A 16,744-nucleotide genomic window follows, 5' to 3' on the forward strand; every position below is an offset into this window, starting at 1 on the left:
GCAGTAATTCGCGAGGTGACTTATGGAGACCACATTCTGCACCAACAAAGAGGAAGGGCCGTCTGTGAGTTCGCAAGACCGAACCGGCAGTCGCGGTAAAGCCAAGGCCAAAGTATTGGCCTTGGTCGGCACCAGCGCATTGCTGTTGACGGGATGTTCAGCGGAAGTTCAACGCGGTTGGCTTCCGAACGTGGACCGCGACACCACCAACCACACTGCAGCAATCCAGGACTTCTGGGTTAACTCGTGGATTGCAGTGGTTGTCATCGGTGTTTTGACCTGGGGCTTGATGCTGTGGTGCATCATCGCCTACCGTCGCCGCAAGAACGATACTGGCTACCCACGTCAGCTGAGCTACAACCTGCCATTGGAGATCTTCTACACGGCCATTCCATTGGTCCTTGTTCTGGTCTTCTTTAGCTTCAACAACAACCTGGTTAACAGCATCAACAAGCCTGTTGACTCGGAGATCGTCGTCGACGTTCGCGCCAAGCAGTGGGCTTGGGACTTCAACTACACCTTCGATGGTGGCCAGGAGAAGCACTACGCCGGCATTCAGGCTCACCTGAACGAAGATGGCTCCGAGGGCATTCAGGAAACTCTGCCAACCCTGTACCTGCCAGTTGGCAAGTCGGTAGAGTTCCAGCTCAACAGCCGCGATGTCATCCACTCGTTCTGGGTTCCGGCCTTCCTTCAGAAGCTGGACATGATCCCAGGTAAGACCAATCACATCTACCTGACCCCACAGGTTGAAGGTACCTTCGACGGTAAGTGCGCCGAGCTTTGCGGCGAGTACCACTCCGAGATGCTCTTCAACTTGAAGGTTGTCAGCGAGGCAGAGTTCAAGGCTCAGATGGCCAAGCTGGAAGATGGACACATTGGTGAAGAATACGATCGCAGTCCGGACACCGTGAACAGCGTGATCGTTAAGCACGAAGGGGAAGGAGAGTAATCGCTATGACTACGTTTGAATATGCAACTGACGACGTGAAGTCGATTGCCCCAGCCGTTGTGCCGAAGTCCAAGGGTCGCCTCTTCGTCGACTTCATTACTTCGACCGACCACAAGAAGATCGGGTACATGTACCTGATCATGTCGTTCGTATTCTTCTGCATCGGTGGCGTTATGGCGCTGCTGATCCGTGCAGAGCTTTTCGAACCAGGTATGCAGATCCTGCAGACCAAGGAACAGTACAACCAGCTGTTCACCATGCACGGCACCGTCATGCTCCTGATGTTCGCAACCCCGCTGTTCGCAGGTTTCGCCAACGTCATGATGCCGCTGCAGATCGGCTCGCCGGACGTGGCCTTCCCACGTTTGAACGCACTAGCTTTCTGGTTCTTCGCCTTCGGTTCGACCGTAGCGCTGGCCGGCTACCTCACCCCGCAGGGTGCAGCCAGCTTCGGCTGGTTCGCTTATGCACCGCTGTCGAACACCACGTTCTCGCCGGGCATCGGCGGAGACCTGTGGGTCTTCGGTCTGGCTCTGTCGGGCTTCGGCACCATCCTTGGTGCAGTGAACTTCATTACCACCATCATCTGCCTGCGTGCACCAGGTATGACCATGTGGCGTATGTCGATCTTCTCGTGGAACACCCTGATCACTTCGCTGCTGATCCTGATGGCTTTCCCGCCGCTGGCAGCTGCTCTGTTCGCACTGGGTGCTGACCGCCGCTTCGGCGCGCATATCTTCGATCCGGAAACGGGCGGTGCCATTCTTTGGCAGCACCTGTTCTGGTTCTTCGGCCACCCTGAGGTGTACATCATCGCGCTGCCGTTCTTCGGCATCGTTTCAGAGATCTTCCCGGTCTTCTCCCGCAAGCCGATCTTCGGCTACAAGGGCCTGGTCTTCGCGACCATCTCGATTGCTGCCCTGTCGATTTCCGTGTGGGCACACCACATGTACGTCACCGGCTCGGTTGCACTGCCGTTCTTCGGCTTCATGACCATGCTGATCGCGGTTCCGACCGGTGTGAAGTTCTTCAACTGGATCGGCACGCTATGGCGCGGCTCGATCACCTTTGAAACCCCGATGCTCTGGAGCATCGGCTTCATGATCACCTTCCTGTTCGGTGGCCTGACCGGTATTATCCTGTCGGCTCCGGCTCTGGACTTCCACGTTTCCGATACCTACTTCGTTGTGGCTCACTTCCACTACGTGGTCTTCGGTACCGTTGTCTTCGCAATGTTCGCTGGATTCTACTTCTGGTGGCCAAAGTGGACCGGGCACATGCTCAACGAGCGTCTGGGCAAGATCCACTTCTGGTTGCTGTTCGTTGGCTTCCACGGAACCTTCCTCATCCAGCACTGGCTGGGTGTCATGGGTATGCCACGTCGCTACGCCGACTACATGCCTGAAGACAACTTCACTGCCATGAACCAGGTCTCCACCGTCTTCGCATTCATCCTGGGCGCTTCGATGATTCCATTCTTCTGGAACGTCTGGATCACCCACCGCAATGCCAAGAAGGTTGAAGTTGATGATCCATGGGGCTTCGGCGCTTCGCTGGAGTGGGCAACCTCTTGCCCTCCACCACGTCACAACTTCCACTCGATTCCTCGCATCCGTTCGGAGCGTCCAGCTCTGGATCTGCACCACCCGGAATTGAGCGGCCGCGTCACCCCAGAGTCTCCGGTAGCGAAGATCTTTGGCCCCGCTGATCAGAAGGACCTGTAAAGATGAAAGTTGAAGCATGGATGTTCCTGGGAGGAATTTTCTTCTTCATCCCAGTGGCTTTCGTTTACGGTTACATGACCAACTGGCAGGAACTAGTCGGGTTCCCTGCACTGCTGCTGACCGGCGGCCTGTGCGGCATGGTCGGCTGGTACCTGTACTTCACCGCCCGCCGTGTCGGCCCTCGTCCAGAGGACCGCGTCGACGGTGAGATCCACGAGAACGCAGGCGACATTGGACACTTCTCCCCATGGAGCTGGTGGCCACTGGTACTCGCCGGCGCTGCAGCCATCGGCTTCCTCGGCATTGCCGTTGGATGGTGGGTGTTCTTCGTAGGCGCAGGCCTGGCAGTGATCGCACTGGTTGGTTGGGTTTACGAATACAGCCGCGGTGACCACGCACACTAGGCACTAACCCTAACGGGGTGACAAGCAATATTGCTTGTCACCCCGTTAGTCTTTTAACAGCAGTATTCCTACCCGCTTGATATCCAGGCGCGTTGATGAGGGGGAGTTCCCGGTGCGCCATGCTCCGCAGCCGATCGTGCAGGCAGTTCTTGATCCGGACAGCAAGGTCAGCAAATACCGACAGATCAGAGAAATCCTCAAGAACCATGCCCGCGAGGATTGCAAGCCCGGCTACCGCCTCCCGCCAGAACGTGTGCTCGCAGAACACTTCGGAGTGGCCCGCAAGACCATCCGGCAGGCAATCGACGCGCTGGTCGATGAACAGGTGCTCAAGCGTGTTGTGGGTATCGGAACATTCGTTGTGCCTGAGAAGCTCGACCTGCGCGTACGTCTGCACTCCTATTCGGAAGACATGATGCGCCGAGGCATGGTGCCAGACGCCCACGTACTGGAATTCTCCGAAATCAAGGCCAACCCCAACCTCGCATCCCAGCTCATGGTCGAGGAGGGAACCGGTGTCGTGCAGTTCAAGCGCCTCCTGCTGGCCGACGGCACCCCCATGAGCTTGGATGAAAACTACATGCCAGCCGATCTGGTGCCCGGATTCGTCGACGGCGAGCCTCCTTCGAAGCTCTACCAAGCCCTGCACGAACGCTATGGCATCCTTCTGGAGTGGGGCGAGGACCAGGTCGAAAGCACCGCCGCCAGCAAGCGACAGGCGCAGCTGCTGGGCGTGGAACCCGGTTTCCCCCTGCTGCAGATCACCCGCTACGCCTACATCGGCGAACGCCTGGCCGACTACTCGATCTCCTTGTACCGTTCGGACCGCTACAAGCTGTTCGTGCCGCTGCAGCGCCTCGGAACCGGCACACCGCGTTATACCGACACGGTCTAGTCGCGGACCCTGATGGACAGGCGCACGGGCGGGGAGAGTGCTCCATCCGACTCTGGGTGCTGTACCGTCCCTTGCGCAGGAGCCTCCGCTTGGAAAGTTCTCCCGGAGCATCTACAAACCTCCGATTAGCGCGAGGTGCGGGAACCCCAGCAGCGCGGGACCAGATCAGTCCTGTCGATACATCCGGAGCGTGGCGATTCCTGGCCACTAGCAGATCAGCGGTGGGTATCCTGCCGATGAGAGCCGAAGTCCCAGTTTTGCACTTTACGGCGGGGGGAGGCCCGCGCTGAGCCCTCAGCTCGGACTCGACGATGTCGGCAGTCCGGTCAACGCTTGCCATGGCCAACAGCTCCTGGTGCCCGTGTAGCAGGGTCAGAACGCCGCCGGCCGACGAGGAACCCACTTGGCTACTGTTGAGGCCCTCAGCGGTCATTCTGCGGCCTGCAGGGTTGCGGGTTAACGAAACGAGGGACATACCTTTCGGTATGTCCCTCGTTTTGTGACTAACGCGAGTCGAGATTACTTCTCGATCGAGTCCTGCTTCTCGCCTTCAACCTCGTGGTGGCCGTGGGCTGCCTTGGCAGCTGCGAGCTCCGACGGGGTTACTGGGGCGACGCGATCTTCGAAGAAGAACTTCGAGATCTTCGCACGACGCTTCTCCTTGCGGGAGATGTGCCCGGCAGCATCCGGCTGGGCCGGGATGTACTGGTTGTCGTTGAAGTTGGTCAGGAGGTAACGCTTGTAGACATCTACTTCCTCGTGCTTCTCCGAGAAGCCACCTTCCGGCGACATCTGGATGATGCCGGCTTCGCGGCCGTGCAGCACGATCTCGCGATCCTTGCGCTGCAGCGACAGGCAGATGCGGCGAGTCAGCCAGAAGGCCACCAGTGGGCCGACGAAGAACAGCGCGCGCAGCCAGTAAGTGACATCGTTCAGTGCGACGTGGAAGTGGGTTGCAATCAAGTCGGACGAGGCAGCTGCCCACATCACGCAGTAGAAGACAACACCAGCGGCGCCCATTGCGGTGCGGAACGGTGCGTTGCGCGGACGGTCGAGCAAGTGGTGCTCGCGGTTGTCCTTGGTAACCCAGCGTTCGATCCATGGCCATGCGAACATGACCGTGAACAGGGCACCTGCAGGAACCAGGGCTGGCAGCAGCACCGAGAGGACCAGGGAGTTGTCGCCCCATGGGAACGGAATGTTCCACACGAAGCTGAAGTCGCCCAGGACACCCGGCATCAGGCGCAGCGCGCCGTCAACGAATCCGATGTACCAGTCAGGCTGGGTACCAGCGGACACCGGCGACGGGTCGTACGGACCATAGTTCCAGACCGGGTTGATCTGGAAGATACCCGAAATGAAAGCAACGATGCCGAAGACGATGAAGAAGAAGCCGCCAGCCTTGGCCGCGTACACAGGACCCACTGGGAAGCCAACAACGTTGTCATTGGTGCGACCCGGACCAGGGTACTGGGTGTGCTTGTGGGTCACAACCATGAACAGGTGGATAACCAGCAGCAGGATAATGACCGCAGGCACGATCATGATGTGCAGCGAGTACAGACGCGGGATCACGTGCTCGCCAGGGAACTCTCCGCCGAAGAAGAACATCGACAGGTAGGTGCCCACAACAGGCAGGGCCTTCATCACGCCGTCGATGATGCGCAGACCGTTACCGGACAGCAGATCATCTGGCAGGGAGTAGCCGGTGAAGCCAGCAGCCAGGCCCATGATCAGCAGCACGCCGCCGACGACCCAGTTCAGCTCACGCGGGCGACGGAACGCACCGGTGAAGAACACGCGCAGCATGTGCACGGACAGGGAAGCAACGAACAGCAGTGCGGACCAGTGGTGTACCTGGCGCATGAACAGACCGCCACGCACGTCGAAGGAGATATCGAGCGTCGACGCCATTGCGGTTGACATGCCGATACCCTTCAGCGGTACGTACGAGCCTTCGTAGACCACGTGGGCCATCGAAGGATCGAAGAAGAAGGTCAGGAAGGTGCCGGAAAGCAGCAGCAGTACGAAGGTGTACAGCGCAACTTCACCGAACATGAAGGACCAGTGGTCAGGGAAGATCTTGCGACCGAATTCCTTGACGATGGTCGAAGCTCCGACGCGGGTGTCGACGAAGTTGGCCAAGCGGCCGGTCGCGGTCGACGGAGTGTATTCGTTAGTAGTCGCCATGATTACTGACCACGCTCCCAGTAAGCCGGGCCAACCGGTTCGTGGAAGTCGCTGCGGGCTACCAGGTAGCCTTCGGCGTCAACCATGATTGGCAACTGCGGAAGTGCGTGACCTGCCGGACCGAAGACAACCTTGCACTCGTTGGCGAGGTCAAAGGTGGACTGGTGGCAAGGGCACAGCAGGTGGTGGGTGTGCTGCTCGTACAGAGCAATGGGGCAACCCACGTGGGTGCAAATCTTGGAATAGGCGACGATGCCGTCGACATTCCAGTCTTCGCGGCCTTCGGAGATGTTCATCTCCTGTGGATCCATACGCATCAGCAGAACAACGGCCTTGGCCTTTTCGTTCAGTACGTCCTCGGCCTCGTTCAGACCCTCGGGAATGACGTGGAAAGCCGAGCCGATCTGTACGTCCGAAGCCTTGATCGGGGTACCCGATGGGTCGCGGGTCAAACGAACGCCGGTGTCCCACATGGTGTGACGCAGCTGTTCGACCATTTCGCCAGCGGTCTTTCCGGAACGCTCAAGGTCGCGGAACATGAAGATCGCAGGGATCGGAGCCAGTGCAATGGCGCCAATCAGGCTGTTGCGGATCAGCGGACGGCGCTTGATGCCAGACTCTTCGATGATGGTGTCAACGATTTCGACTGCATCCTGGCGATCTGCTTCGGTGCGAATCTCGTGGCGGCTCTCGACCAGTTCGTGGTCCGGCATCAGGGTCTTGGCCCAGTGAACGATGCCGACACCGATACCCAGCATCGCGAATGCGGTGCCGAGGCCCAGAGCTGCGTTCTGAACACGAAGTTCAGCGAAAGTCATGTCGCCCAGGTGGCCCAGGACGAAGTAGGACACGAAGAAGAACAGCGTGCCGATGATGGAGATGGTAAATAGGAGCGCTACTTGGCGCTCGTGTCGCTTGGCTGCGCGCGGATCGCGGTCTGCGAGACGCGGACGGTGCGGAGGTAGTCCTGGATCCGGGAACCGGTCCTGAGCCACATCGTCAGCCTTAGCAACGGTGCCCGAGTTTTCGGGACTGCCGTGACTATGGTCGCCCATGTTTCTCTCTCATCCTTCTGTTAGGAATTTTTGTACGTAGTGATGTTTGCGGCGCTACGCCGCGAGTGCCTTAGGAAGGACGCGAGGTCAACCAAATGGTGAAGGCGATGATGATACCCAGACCAGCGGTCCAGACGAACAGGCCTTCAGCCACTGGGCCAAGCGAACCGAGAGCAACGCCGCCGGCCGAACCATTAGCTTCAATGGTCTTCAGGAAGGTGACTACGTCACGCTTCTCGTCCGGGGTGATGTTCGAATCGTTGAACACAGGCATGTTCTGTGGGCCGGTAACCATTGCTTCGTAAATGTGCTTCTCGCTGACACCAGCCAGGGTCGGAGCAAACTTACCGCGGGTCAGGGCGCCACCGGCAGCAGCGGCGTTGTGGCACATTGCGCAGTTGACGCGGAACACGGTTCCACCGTGAGCGGCGTCGCCCTTGGTGGTATCCAAGCTTTCCTCATCCGGGATTGCCGGTCCTGCGCCGAGGCTGGCAACGAATGCTGCCAGCTGCGAGATCTGCTCATCGGTGAACTGCACTGGCTTCGCCTGGGCCTGCGGGCCCTGCATCTGCATCGGCATGCGGCCGGTACCAACCTGGAAGTCGACCGATGCGGCGCCGACGCCGATCAGCGACGGACCCGAGTTGGTTCCTTCAGCGTTCATACCGTGGCAGGTCGCGCAGTTGGCGACGAAAAGCTTTCCGCCTTCATCTACATCCGACTGCGAGGCAGTGGTGGTGTCCGCAGCCTTCGCTTCGCTGATGCTTCCCGCTGCAGTGTAGAGACTGCCGGTAATCAGCAATCCGAATAACAGCAGGGCCACAGCGGCGAGCGGGTGGCGGCGCTTTTTCGAAAGAGCCTTCACTTGCTGATTCCTCACTTAATTTCTTGGTGTGGTGTTGCCGTACTTCTGTGGAGGCAACTGATGAATTGTTAGTTGCCTACTTCAAGAAGTAGATGATCGCGAACAGAGCAATCCAGACAACGTCAACGAAGTGCCAGTAGTAGGACACGACGATGGCGCCGGTTGCTTCGAAGTGGCCAAACTTCTTCGCGAGCATCGCACGACCAATGATCAGCAGGAATGCAATCAGGCCACCGGCAACGTGAATGCCGTGGAAGCCGGTAGTCATGTAGAACGCCGAAGCATAGCCGTTCGAGTTCAGAGCAACGCCCTCATGAACGAGGACGGCGTATTCGTAGGCCTGGACCGAAACGAAGATAGCCCCAAGGATGAAGGTGAGAATGAACCATTCGATCATTCCCCATTCCTTGAGGTTGAACACTCCGCCGGTGCGGCGAGGCTTAAATGCCTCGGCCTTGAAAACACCAATCTGGCACGTGAACGAGCTGGACACCAGAATCAAGGTGTTTACCAGCGCGAACGGTACGTTCAGCTTGGCAGTTTCAGTCGCCCAGAGATCGGGCGCGGCAGCACGGAGGCTGAAGTACATGGCGAAGAGGGCGGCGAAGAACATGAGCTCGCTGGAGAGCCACACCATCGTTCCCACCGACACCATGTTTGGGCGGTTCGGCGCATGTGGCGCCGTCGTATTTGGGGCATGAGTCGCAGTTGTCACACTGACATTATGTCTCTAAACGGCCCTCAGATACCAATACAAAAAGGGTCTGACAGTGGTTTCTTCCACCACATCAGCGCAACAACCGCGGAAACACGCGGAAGTTCGAATCAAACTCTTTCTACAATTCGTAGAGCTTGATTCGGCGAGTCACACGAAACATTTACTTATGCAACACCTGTGTTGCGTAATTTTTCCCTGCAAAGTGCCGTTTTCAGAGGCCGGAGACACAACTTCTTAAGACATGAAGTAGAACGATTTCCGTGCTTCTCGTTAGGCTTACATACGTGTCAACGAGCCTTGTAAACGAAAAGTTCCCAACGTGGCCAAATCTGCTGTCCACACTGATTTCAGGCGGCGATCTCAGCCGTGATGAAGCCGGCTGGGCAATGAACGAAATCATGAACGGCGAAGCAAGCGACGTACAAATCGCTGGCTTTTTAGTCGCACTGCGCGCCAAGGGCGAAACAGTGGGCGAATTGACTGGTTTGGTCGACTCCATGGTGGCAAATGCACGCCCATTGAGCATCAAAGCACCAACTCTGGACATTGTTGGAACTGGTGGTGATCGACAGAATACGGTCAACATTTCAACCATGGCGACGCTCGTCTGCGCTGGCGCCGGGGTCAATATCGTTAAGCATGGCAACCGCGCCTCGTCGTCATCCTCCGGTTCCGCTGACGTGCTCGAAGCCCTCGACGTGCGACTTGATGTACCAATCGAGCGGCTTGTGGAGGTTTACGACAAAGTTGGGATTGCGTTCTGCTTTGCCAATATCTTCCATCCTTCGATGCGGCATGTGGCGAACGCGCGGAGTCAGCTCCGGATCCCGACAGCCTTCAACTTCATGGGGCCGCTCACCAACCCAGCGCTCCCCAGTGCTTCAGCGATTGGTTGTTCAGACCTTCTAATGGCACCGATCATGGCAGGCGTCTTGGCTAGTCGCGGTGTTCGAGGCCTGGTATTCCGGGGCGAGGACGGGCTAGACGAAATGACCACCACCGCGCTGAATCGCGTTTGGGAAGTCCGCGATGGGCAGGTCAACGAGTTCACTTTCGATGTTCAGGATATTGGCATCGCTCCAGCGACGCTCGAGGATCTTCGCGGTGGCGACGCTCAACATAATGCTCAGGTTGTACGCGACATCGTCAACGGTTCCACGGGTCCGGTGCGCGACGCGGTTCTTGTGAACGCGGCCGCTGGCATCGTAGCGTTCAATGAACAGGCCGAGGGTAGCTTCGAAGACCGAATGGCAGCCGCCCTGGACATGGCCAAGCGGTCAATCGACTCTGGTGCCGCGGCCAAGGTGCTAACCACTTGGTCCCAAACCACCACTGCGATAGTCGGTAGGTAGCCACATACCGCGGAAAACAAATCGAGGCCTTGGTTCAACGCATTACAAGCGTTGAACCAAGGCCTCTTTTGGATGGTGCGCTTAGTCGCCCAAGTCCAGGGAGAACGCAGCATCCAGGTCGTGCGTGGAGTACGCGCGGAACGCAATATGCGTCTGGGTCGCTTTGATCCCAGGGATCTTAGAAAGCTTGTTCGCGATAACCTCAGCCAGGTCTTCATGCTTGTGCACGTGTGCGATCGCGATCAGGTCCCAATCGCCGGCAACGGAGTAGACCTCGCGAATGCCTTCGATTTCCGAAATCTGCTGGGCGGACTCAGGAATGCTGTCGGTAGCCGTCTGAATCATTACGAATGCGGTAACCATTGATACCTCTCAAAGCTCGTGACCCGCCTACTTTTGGGCCATCCTCTTGACTCAACCTTAGTCGACGTTGGGTCAGACTCCAGCTTTTCGAGTACGACCAGAATTACCGAGGTACAAGTTTTAAGATTTGTGAAATAAAAGACAATGTTTTAACATTGTTCCATGATTGTCTTGACTATTGATCAGAGGCGTTCGCGTTCCTCTGACGACAAGGTTGAAGCACTGGTCAAACAGGCCAATGCTACCGTATCGGTGGTCCGCCCGTTCCAGCGAACCGCCGGCGACGAAATCCAAGCCGTGATGGATGATGCTTCGGAAGCGATTCGTCTTGCGGTGATGATGGCGGCTTCGGGGGACTGGAGCGTTGGCATCGGCTTCGGTCAGGTTGAAACGCCCTTGCCTGCCGAAACGCGCGCAGGTCGCGGTCCCGCTTTCGAATTCGCCAGGGTGGCAGTTGAGCGGGCCAAGAACACCAATGCGCATCTAGCAGTGCATGGGCCAACCAATGAAGCGACTCGGTTGGAAGCGGAGTTGCAATTGACAGCTGCGGTCGTATCCAAGCGTCGCGCCACGGCGTGGGAGGCTGGAACGCTGGCTGATGAAGGCATGACCCAGCAACAGATCGCCGCACGTCTTGGCATCACGCAGCAGGCCGTTTCGTCTAGGCTGTCAGCAGCCCTGTGGTTCGAGGCGAACCGCATGATGGATGAGGCGGCCAAGTCGCTTGGCCGCCAATTAAAGCGGATAGGGGAGTAGCGCACGTGTTCTGGACTGCCTGGGTCATTTTGATCGCTGCCACCGGCCTGTCTGTTGCGGCGAGTTTTCTCAGCTACGCAAAAGGACGCCGCGCTTCGATCCGAACTTGGCTTAGCATCGCCGCCGCAATACTCGTGCTGGCTGCGCTGGTCTTCGGGCTCATGGGTCATGCGGTCGACGGCAACCAGCCAGTACCGGCCACCCTGGCGATTTCGCTGAGTGTGCTCTTTGCCTTGGCCTTCGGCGGTCCGTTCACCGAATTGGTTTTCACCTTGGCCTCTCGAAATCCCGATCCCTCGGCACAAGAAAAGTCCGATCCGTCGCCGCTGCGTGGCGGGTTGTGGATCGGACTTCTTGAACGTGCGGCGATCGTGGGGACGCTCTGGGCCGGCTGGCCCGAGGGGACTGCGGTCGTCCTGGCCGTCAAGGGGCTTGGCCGATTCGCTGAACTGAAAAACCACCAAGCTGCCGAACAGTTCATCCTCGGGACTTTCGCCAGCGGGCTTGTAGCGGCCGGCGCTTACGGATTAGGCCTGTTGCTTAGCTGAGCGCTTGGCGATCAGCCCTGTGACTAGGCGCCTGCCCAGCAGGAACAGTCCGAGTACCAGCGTGGCAACGATAATGAAGGCCACGGCAGCCGTGTCGTTGAACGCAAGTCGCAACGCGATGCCCAAAGCCACGGTTCCAATCCATATGAGGATTCCGCTGGGCCATAGGTTGTTAATGGTTTTCCACGGGCGCGAGGCCAGGGTCACGATCGCGTAGCCGATTAAGAATGGAAGTGCCGTCCATAAGATCCCGCCAAGCGAGAGCCCGTGCTCATGTTCGCGGCGGCCGAGCAGGGCGAAGATAACGATCAGTACAAGGTCAATGGCAACCCAAGCGGGCCACTGACGGATTTTTTGAGCCATGAAATTATCCTAGGTTCTTCTTCCAGCAACAACGAATCAATTGATTGCCCGGACGGTGTTGCGGTGCGGCGGCAGAGGCCGGAATCACGGCACAGGCAAGAGAGGCGGATCCCCGAGTGTTGGAGCGCACCAATCGTACTTTTCAAAAGTGGCAGGTGCCCTTGTACCTGCTTGCGGTGGCGGCCGCCGCGGCGTTCGGCCTGATGCGACCTCAGGCGGCCGCCGAGCTGGATTCAGGAATCAATCCGGTTCTCGGCCTGTTGCTCTTCGCGACCTTTCTCGCCATTCCGCTGACCCGGCTCGTCGGAGCTTTGCGCAACATCCGGTTCCTCCTGGCCGTGGTGATCCTGAACTTTCTTGCGGTTCCGCTGGTTGGCTGGCTGCTGAGCCGCGTGGTTGCCGCAGATGCCGAATTGCTGATCGGCTTGCTGCTGGTGTTGCTCGCACCGTGTGTCGACTACGTCATTGTGTTCACCCGGATCGCCGGGGGAGCGGGCCACCAGCTGCTGGCGGCCACGCCTGTATTGATGCTGCTCCAGGTGGTCCTACTGCCCGTCTATCTGTCCTGGTTTGCCGGCGGAGCATTGGGTGAGGTCGTCACCCCCGAACCGTTCGTCCATGCATTCACGTGGCTGATAGCAGTTCCGCTGGTTTCAGCCATGCTGGTGCAGCTTTTGGCCCGCAGGTTTAGATCGGCCGAGGTTCTCGAGGATCTGATGGATTTGCTCATGGTGCCGCTGATGATCCTCGTACTGTTCCTGGTGGTGGCTTCACAGGTCAGTTCGGTCAAGGCCGATTTCTCCCGTCTGTTGGCGGTCGTGCCTCTCTACGTGCTTTTCCTGGTCATCATGCTGCCCTTGGGAAAGGGAATCTCACGCATCTTCAAGCTCGCAGTGCCAGCTCGGCGTGCACTAGTCTTCTCCGGTGCCACGCGGAATTCGCTGGTCGTCCTGCCGTTGGCCCTGGCCATGCCTGAGCCATTTGCCCTGGTGCCTGCCGTTGTAGTGGCACAGACGATCATCGAGCTTCTCGGAATGCTGATCTATGTCAAGGTGGTGCCTCGACTGATTCCAGAGAAGCTCGGTCTGGGCAGTTCATCGAATTCCTGACCGCCCTCGGCGGATCCAGCCGCCCTGGCTGAATACCCGTCCGACGGGTCTAGACTGGGCAGACCAATCAGAGGGGAGTACCAGCCATGGGCCGCCTGATCTACGGCATGAATGTGAGTCTGGACGGCTACATCGCCGATGCCGACGGGGATATTTCATGGGGCGTTTCCACCGAGGAGCTATTCAGATGGTGGCTTGAGGAAGAACAGTCGATGAGCCTCATGCTATACGGGCGCAAACTGTGGGAAACCATGAGCTCGTATTGGCCCACGGGGGACCAGGCCCCCGATGCCCGGCCAGACCAGGTTGAATATGCCCGCAACTGGCGGGACACTCCCAAAATGGTGTTCGCTTCCGACAGCCTTCCGCTTGATTGGAATACGAGGCTGTTTACCGGTGATGCAGTAGCGGAAATCCGAAGGCTCAAGAAACAGTTCATCGGCTCCATCCGCATCGGCGGTGCATCGCTTGCCTCCGCTGCCATGCGCGCGGGCCTGATCGATGAATACACCCTGGTCACGCATCCGGTGCTTGTCGGAGGCGGCACCCCGTTCTTCGCCTTGATCGACCGGTATATACACCTCGAACTCGTGGAAACCCGAGTCTTCGACGGGGGAGTGACGATGGGTAGGTACCGGTTTGCGGGTTGAGCGCATGGACCGGTTGTCGCGGCATCCTGGAAACCCGCATCCGGCAATTCGCAACTGCCACACGTTCATGGTTGCTTTCTGGCCCCGGTCGGTACGTGGACGCGAGTTACTGGGCGTCTTCTGGCGGGGCTTCAAGGCATCTGGAAGCCTGTAATCCAACTCACCGTACAAGGAGCTTCGCATAGGTCGCATAGTCGCCGTGAATTTCGTCAGTATCGACGAGGTCATGCAAGCGCCATTGTCGGCAGAGGAAGACCGTGACGGTGGGTTCACTGCTGGAGGCTGGGCCGCAGCCGCAGGTGACGACACCGTGGACGCCGTCATGCGCAAGCTGACGACCTCCGCAGCTGGCATGCTGTTGGGCCGAAGGACCTATGACATCTTCACCGAGGCTTGGTCTCAGGCGGATGCCGCCGACCCTTCCATCGCGGCAATGAATCGAATGCCCAAGTATGTCGTCACCCGGAACACCGACCGGCTTGCATGGGCCAACAGCCGGCGGCTCGGGGGAGACCTGGCCTCTGGAGTCCGCGAGGTCCGGGAATCAACCGAAGGTAGGCTGGTCGTCTTCGGTTCGGGCCAACTGGTGCAGGCCCTGGCGAAAAACGACCTGATCGATGAATACACGTTACTTCAGTACCCGATCGTCCTCGGATCCGGCAAACGACTTTTCGGCGTTGACCGCCACCGCACGGACTTTATCTTGTCAGGCTCGCTGATTTCACCAGCTGGCGTCGCCATCTTGACCTACCAGCGATCTGTGAATTCCTGAACGCAGGACGCAGTTCTTGTTCCGGGATGGTGAACTGTGCGGCCCAGGATCACAGCGGCACGGCTGCCTGGCGACAGCGCTGGATCGTCGCTGCCGATCAATCACTATGCGCAGGAATCCACTGACCTGAGGCCGTCGCCAATCGATGCTCGCATGCACGGTTAAACCGGCAGTACCTGGTCGGTTGGGGAGCGTCAGATTTCCACTACTTTACATAATGTAGATTATCGGCTTATCGGCAATGTCCGTAGAAGCCACTACATCCCCTGATTTTGTCGCGTTTCAGCAACGTGAATGAATACGCGCTACGAAGCTTCACCATCTGCCTGCTGCTCCATGCGGTACCGCGCAAAGTCCAAAGTCTGGCGGATGAACTCTCGTGCACGCTCGTCACGCATCGAATAGATCATGTGACGCCCGGACTTGCGGGCTTGCAAGACTCCAGCCGTCCGCAGACGTGTCAGCAGCTGGCTGACGGTCGACGGCGTCACGCCAACCTGCTGGGCCAATTCGGACAACGTACGGTCCTCGTGGCATAGCGCCCACAGGATCTGCAGCCGCGCCGGATCGGAAAGCGTCTTGAGCACCAGCACGGACATATCCAGCAGGTCGCTGTCGATAATTTGGTCGCGCATCGGTTCAGCCACAGATTCACTGGTCATGACGCGCGCTCCCAATCATCCAAATGGCACCGAGACCTTCCCGGAGCCGATACATGCTTCCCGTTCGCAAGTGAGTCCATTATGGTCACGCAAGCGGATAAAGCGATAGGTTCAAGGCAGAGATCTTAGGAACCGTCACTGTATTCAGCTCTCCCGCACCTACTCCCCTAAATAAATCTTCTTGTTCGAATTAACGTAATACGACTCTGACGACTGCGTTTCTGCGCTCTTGACGTTCTTTGGGTGTTCTAGGTTTCGATCGGCGTGGCACGGAGCACGTAAATTGGCCAACCTCGCGCCAGATGGGAAGATTTATATATGCCCTCCATGCCCCCGAAAACAGCACCGGCCAGAGAGCTCGAGGCCCGGATTCTACAAAGTATCGAAGGCCATCAGCTGTCCCCGGACGCACAGCAGCTGCGGTTGATCGGCACTCTCAGCTCTACCGCGGCCAGCGGATTCTCGGGCGACCTACACGGCGCCTATATCTACGGCCCGCCGGGGCGTGGAAAGACGCTGATCATCAATGCGCTGGTTGCCTCGTTGCCGCCGCAAACTACAGCGAGGTTCCACTTCCACGAGTTCTTCCAGAACCTGAACTCCCCCAAAAACCGTGTGCCAGGCCAGCGCCTGGGCGCGATCTTCAGCCAAGGCTTGGCGCGTGAGCTCAAGGGGCTGCAGATCCTGGTCTTCGACGAGTTCCACTGCACCGAACCCGGCGACGCGATGCTGATGGTGCGGTTGGTCAAATACTGCGCGGAACATTCGATCTTCCTGGTTGCCACCTCGAACTACGAACCGGAAAAGCTGCTCGACGACGACGCCTTCCACCACCTGGTGCAGCCCACCATCGCAGCGATCCGCGAGAACTTTGCGGTCTTCGAACTCAATGGAGCCGTCGACTACCGCACGCTGGATTCTGATGATCAGGAATTTAAGCACGGATACCGTGCGGGAACCCTGTCGGTGGGAATCAACGCCGAACCGGGCTCCGAGCTGCGCGAGTTGATCCGGATCGGCTACGACGAGATCGGCCCTGCCTGCGTGGTGGGTGAAACCATCTGGATCAGCTTCGCCCAGTTGTGCGGCACCCGGCGCAACACGGCGGACTACCTCGAGCTGATCCAGCGATTCACCCGCTGGCACATCACGGGAATCCCGGCCAGCCTGGGCCTGCCCATGGACGAGGAGCGCCGGCTGGCGAACGTCCTGGACATCTTCTACGACCGCGACATCGAGCTGCACCTGTACACCGCTGACCGGCTCGAACACCTGGGCTCGATGCTCCACGACACCGAACGCGACCGGCTGGCCTCACGCCTGGCGCAGCTGAAACTTATTGAACTTGAACGGATGGGCCTGTAAC

18 protein-coding genes are annotated in these 16,744 nt (G+C 58.5%); 11 read left to right on the forward strand and 7 right to left on the reverse strand.

Annotated elements, in window-relative coordinates; all coding sequences use genetic code 11:
- Nucleotides 1-22 precede the first annotated feature (22 nt).
- The 4 genes from coxB (at nt 23) to DFO58_RS05030 (ending at nt 3,975) form a co-directional block, all read left to right on the forward strand.
- Nucleotides 23-952 carry a cytochrome c oxidase subunit II gene (gene coxB, locus DFO58_RS05015; RefSeq protein ID WP_181727997.1) on the forward strand — a complete coding sequence of 310 codons (930 nt, stop codon included), beginning with the start codon at nt 23-25 and terminating at the stop codon, nt 950-952.
- Between the two features lie 5 nt (nt 953-957).
- A complete protein-coding gene (ctaD, locus tag DFO58_RS05020; RefSeq protein ID WP_047119129.1) occupies nt 958-2,676 on the forward strand; it encodes a cytochrome c oxidase subunit I in 1,719 nt (572 codons plus the stop codon).
- Between the two features lie 2 nt (nt 2,677-2,678).
- Nucleotides 2,679-3,080 (forward strand): cytochrome c oxidase subunit 4, encoded by a 402-nt coding sequence (locus tag DFO58_RS05025; protein WP_047119128.1) that lies wholly within the window; start codon nt 2,679-2,681, stop codon nt 3,078-3,080.
- Nucleotides 3,081-3,192: 112 nt separating this feature from the next.
- Nucleotides 3,193-3,975, forward strand: coding sequence for a GntR family transcriptional regulator (locus DFO58_RS05030; protein ID WP_082123898.1), 783 nt, complete (start codon nt 3,193-3,195; stop codon nt 3,973-3,975).
- Between the two features lie 519 nt (nt 3,976-4,494).
- On the opposite strand, the gene DFO58_RS05035 is transcribed toward DFO58_RS05030, so the two are convergent.
- The 4 genes from DFO58_RS05035 to DFO58_RS05050 form a co-directional block, all read right to left on the reverse strand.
- Nucleotides 4,495-6,165 (reverse strand): ubiquinol-cytochrome c reductase cytochrome b subunit, encoded by a 1,671-nt coding sequence (locus DFO58_RS05035; protein WP_047119126.1) that lies wholly within the window; start codon nt 6,163-6,165, stop codon nt 4,495-4,497.
- 2 nt (nt 6,166-6,167) lie between these two features.
- Entirely contained in the window at nt 6,168-7,220 is a 1,053-nt protein-coding gene (locus DFO58_RS05040; RefSeq protein ID WP_047119125.1) for a Rieske 2Fe-2S domain-containing protein, read from the reverse strand.
- 70 nt (nt 7,221-7,290) lie between these two features.
- Nucleotides 7,291-8,085 carry a c-type cytochrome gene (locus DFO58_RS05045; RefSeq protein ID WP_047119124.1) on the reverse strand — a complete coding sequence of 265 codons (795 nt, stop codon included), beginning with the start codon at nt 8,083-8,085 and terminating at the stop codon, nt 7,291-7,293.
- A gap of 76 nt (nt 8,086-8,161) precedes the next feature.
- Nucleotides 8,162-8,800 (reverse strand): heme-copper oxidase subunit III, encoded by a 639-nt coding sequence (locus DFO58_RS05050; RefSeq protein ID WP_082123897.1) that lies wholly within the window; start codon nt 8,798-8,800, stop codon nt 8,162-8,164.
- A gap of 287 nt (nt 8,801-9,087) precedes the next feature.
- Here DFO58_RS05050 and trpD point away from each other — a divergent pair, with 287 nt between their 5' ends.
- Nucleotides 9,088-10,155, forward strand: a complete 1,068-nt coding sequence (trpD, locus tag DFO58_RS05055; protein ID WP_053799403.1) for an anthranilate phosphoribosyltransferase — start codon at nt 9,088-9,090, stop codon at nt 10,153-10,155.
- 81 nt (nt 10,156-10,236) lie between these two features.
- On the opposite strand, the gene DFO58_RS05060 is transcribed toward trpD, so the two are convergent.
- On the reverse strand, nt 10,237-10,518 hold the full coding sequence (locus DFO58_RS05060) for an Lrp/AsnC ligand binding domain-containing protein (protein WP_047119123.1): 282 nt from the start codon (nt 10,516-10,518) through the stop codon (nt 10,237-10,239).
- Between the two features lie 162 nt (nt 10,519-10,680).
- On the opposite strand from DFO58_RS05060, the gene DFO58_RS05065 reads away from it, so the two are divergent.
- Both DFO58_RS05065 and DFO58_RS18385 read left to right on the forward strand, forming a co-directional pair.
- On the forward strand, nt 10,681-11,274 hold the full coding sequence (locus DFO58_RS05065) for a sigma factor-like helix-turn-helix DNA-binding protein (protein WP_053798081.1): 594 nt from the start codon (nt 10,681-10,683) through the stop codon (nt 11,272-11,274).
- A gap of 5 nt (nt 11,275-11,279) precedes the next feature.
- Nucleotides 11,280-11,822, forward strand: coding sequence for a hypothetical protein (locus DFO58_RS18385; RefSeq protein WP_183043100.1), 543 nt, complete (start codon nt 11,280-11,282; stop codon nt 11,820-11,822).
- Here the strand turns inward: DFO58_RS18385 and DFO58_RS05075 are convergent.
- Complete coding sequence (locus tag DFO58_RS05075) at nt 11,802-12,185, reverse strand: DUF3054 domain-containing protein (protein ID WP_053798079.1); 384 nt, start codon at nt 12,183-12,185, stop codon at nt 11,802-11,804. The two genes, DFO58_RS18385 and DFO58_RS05075, sit on opposite strands and share 21 nt — an antisense overlap.
- Before the next feature lie 116 nt (nt 12,186-12,301).
- On the opposite strand from DFO58_RS05075, the gene DFO58_RS05080 reads away from it, so the two are divergent.
- The 3 genes from DFO58_RS05080 to DFO58_RS05090 all read left to right on the forward strand — a co-directional run bounded on the left by DFO58_RS05080 (nt 12,302) and on the right by DFO58_RS05090 (nt 14,716).
- On the forward strand, nt 12,302-13,294 hold the full coding sequence (locus DFO58_RS05080) for a bile acid:sodium symporter (protein ID WP_047119120.1): 993 nt from the start codon (nt 12,302-12,304) through the stop codon (nt 13,292-13,294).
- An 86-nt stretch (nt 13,295-13,380) separates the two neighbouring features.
- Nucleotides 13,381-13,944, forward strand: coding sequence for a dihydrofolate reductase family protein (locus tag DFO58_RS05085; protein WP_120989432.1), 564 nt, complete (start codon nt 13,381-13,383; stop codon nt 13,942-13,944).
- A gap of 199 nt (nt 13,945-14,143) precedes the next feature.
- The gene (locus tag DFO58_RS05090; protein WP_220668528.1) at nt 14,144-14,716 is read left to right on the forward strand and encodes a dihydrofolate reductase family protein; all 573 of its coding nucleotides are present in this window, start codon (nt 14,144-14,146) and stop codon (nt 14,714-14,716) included.
- A 305-nt stretch (nt 14,717-15,021) separates the two neighbouring features.
- Here the strand turns inward: DFO58_RS05090 and DFO58_RS05095 are convergent, their stop codons facing one another.
- A complete protein-coding gene (locus DFO58_RS05095) occupies nt 15,022-15,378 on the reverse strand; it encodes a metalloregulator ArsR/SmtB family transcription factor (protein WP_060617011.1) in 357 nt (118 codons plus the stop codon).
- Between the two features lie 327 nt (nt 15,379-15,705).
- Between DFO58_RS05095 and zapE the strand changes: the two genes are divergently transcribed.
- Nucleotides 15,706-16,743 carry an AFG1/ZapE family ATPase gene (zapE, locus tag DFO58_RS05100; RefSeq protein WP_220668529.1) on the forward strand — a complete coding sequence of 346 codons (1,038 nt, stop codon included), beginning with the start codon at nt 15,706-15,708 and terminating at the stop codon, nt 16,741-16,743.
- Nucleotide 16,744: the final 1 nt, after the last annotated feature.

Origin of the sequence: Arthrobacter sp. AG1021 (assembly GCF_003633665.1) — a bacterium.
Classification (GTDB): Bacteria; Actinomycetota; Actinomycetes; order Actinomycetales; family Micrococcaceae; genus Glutamicibacter; species Glutamicibacter soli.